This is a genomic window from Endozoicomonas sp. SESOKO3 (genome assembly GCF_024606255.1).
Map to the genome: position 1 here is coordinate 1 of NZ_JAHHPR010000089.1, position 1707 is coordinate 1707.

Sequence of the window (1707 nt, forward strand, 5' to 3'; positions counted from 1 at the left end):
CCGGCACTCAAAATCCATGGATTTCATCTGGTGAACCAGAATAGACCCGTGGGTCGTCATTGTTTTGGTTAACAGCACTTCCAGTTTGACACCTCGAATGGTACTGGTAACAGGGGCGATGATGGCGAGCCCTGTATGCTGGTTAAGAAGTCTACGGGAAAGCACATAACCCGGGCGGGTTTTCATGATCTCCCTGCCACTACCGGGTTCAAAATTGATGAGTACAATATCGCCTCGCTCTGGTATGTACATCAAACTTCCTTACCGACAGGTAACATGTCCACCCACTCTTTGTCCTCGTCGGTCATGACCAGACGTTCGGTCGGGCTTCCTTCAAGCAGGGCTTCAAGTGTTAACTCTTCTTTGACAGGGGACAAGACAATCTTGTTGTCAGTGTTGCTAACTGAGCGGTCATTATCGTCAGGGTGAATTTTCTATATCTTTTTAAAACATATTTAATGCTTATCCCAAGTGATAGGAGTATTTATTTTATTGATTAACTGCCATGGAGGTAATGGGTATGAATATACAGGGATGTCCAGCAGCCAATCTCACTAACATCAATAACTGGAAAAATATTCTGGTTGATCGAACACTCATTGACGGAATTGGTGGGTTCAAAGGTGGCGAGAAAGAAGTGACATTTCACTCAGTGCAAGCAGACAGAAATTACAGTGTTTCTGTCTGTGCCAGTAGCGATGAAAATAGATTAGTTGATGTCAATGTCACAGCTGAAACAGGCAGGAAAAATATTTTTAGCCGTATGGTTGGTGCCATTGTTGATGCATTTCAAAGGTTAGACCCAATAGGTAGTATGAAAGTTTTTGAAACTCGTGCGCACCAAATGAAGAGTAAACTTGAAAATGATATTCTGAATCAGGCTATGGATGCCGCTTATAGAGAGGACGCCGATAAAGAGACCATCAAAAATGCATTTAAAGCCGCAACTCAGTTTAATAAAAAATTTGGTATTGATGAAGTTGATAATGAACATCGTTTAAGACTGGCAACATTTTTTTCGACGAAATATAAAGATAAGTCTTTGCTTCTTCAATTGGGTAAGGAACTTCAATCCAAAATCAAGAAATTTAAACAAAGCTTTCCATGCTGTTTTAACAATGATGAAAGATTTTATCTCGATCAAATGTACCACAAGCTTCAAAGAATCATACAATTATTGTCGTCTTCAAAGAAATTTAACTGATTCTGAATGAAATGTTTCTCGATGAAGAGGGGGGGATAAAACCCTCCCCCTTTTTTTGATCACAGGACAGACAACTTCTCCTCAATCTTATCCATCAACCTGTCACCAATGCGGATACCAAACTGATCATCCAACTGTCGTATACAGGTGGGTGAGGTAACGTTGATCTCGGTCAGGTATTCTCCAATGACGTCCAGCCCGACAAACAGCAGGCCTTTTTCTTTCAGTACCGGAGCCACCTGTTCAGCGATCCAGTAATCTTTTTCGGTCAGCGCCTGACCCACACCACTGCCGCCGGCGGCAAGGTTGCCACGCAGTTCACCCTCGGCGGGAATACGTGCCAGAGCGTAAGGTATGGGTTCGCCGTCGATCAGAAGTATGCGTTTGTCACCTGCCTTGATCTCGGGAATGTACTTTTGGATCATGGCCTGTTGTTGCCCGTGTTGGGTCAGGGTTTCGACAATCACACTGAAGTTCTGGTCATTGGCGTGAGTTCTGAAAAT

General features: G+C 43.3%; 3 protein-coding genes and 1 pseudogene. 1 reads left to right on the plus strand and 3 read right to left on the minus strand.

Annotated features, from left to right (window positions below; translation table 11 throughout):
* Window positions 1–252 (minus strand): type II toxin-antitoxin system PemK/MazF family toxin (locus tag KDK18_RS01405; RefSeq protein ID WP_257252655.1); only part of this gene is annotated, 252 nt, incomplete at its 3' end.
* Window positions 252–377 (minus strand): hypothetical protein, encoded by a 126-nt coding sequence (locus KDK18_RS01410; RefSeq protein ID WP_257252656.1) that lies wholly within the window; start codon window positions 375–377, stop codon window positions 252–254. The genes KDK18_RS01410 and KDK18_RS01405, both read right to left, overlap by 1 nt.
* A gap of 143 nt (window positions 378–520) precedes the next feature.
* Here KDK18_RS01410 and KDK18_RS01415 point away from each other — a divergent pair, with 143 nt between their 5' ends.
* Entirely contained in the window at window positions 521–1204 is a 684-nt protein-coding gene (locus KDK18_RS01415; RefSeq protein WP_257252658.1) for a hypothetical protein, read from the plus strand.
* A gap of 59 nt (window positions 1205–1263) precedes the next feature.
* Here the strand turns inward: KDK18_RS01415 and KDK18_RS01420 are convergent.
* Window positions 1264–1707, minus strand: a pseudogene (locus KDK18_RS01420) (glutathione synthase); the annotation flags it as partial.